At 48.2% G+C, this 544-nt stretch carries 1 protein-coding gene; it reads right to left on the minus strand.

Annotated features, from left to right (window positions below; all coding sequences use genetic code 11):
* On the minus strand, positions 1-544 hold a 544-nt coding region (locus R7040_RS29280; protein ID WP_318098018.1), incomplete at both ends, for an energy transducer TonB.

Below are 544 nucleotides of genomic sequence, written 5' to 3' on the forward strand. Positions count from 1 at the left end.
TTTTTGCGGTTTGTCCGAACTGCTCAATCGACACACCATTTTCAACTTTGGGTTGGTATTTCCACTTCTTCAACGCGCTAATGGCTTCTTTTTCAAACATACGCTTTGGCTCTGCATCGATCACTTCAATGTCTTTTGGACGACCTGTCGTGTCAATCGTAAAGCGCATGATCACATAGCCTTCAACCTTGCGTTTTAATGCTTTACTTGGGTAACGAGGTTCAACTTTATACAGCGGTAACGCTTGTTGATTGCCCATGGTTCCCTTTAGGTTTGGCGCATTAATCGCAATACCATCTAACGCCGTGTTTAACCCAAGCGCGCTGATCGGTGTTACTTGGCTCATCGGCTCAACTTGCGTGTTGGCTTGAGACAGCTCCATCGGCTCTGGTGCTTGAGGTGGCTCTGGCTGCTCTGGTACTGAACGTTGACGACGCTGCACATCGGCATCGTTTTCAACCATGACCATATCAAAACGCACTGCCCCAGACGGTTTTGGTGCGCGTTGATTGCCGTTATCGACCATCCACGCCATAAAGCTAAA

Source organism: Vibrio sp. 1069 (assembly GCF_033340555.1).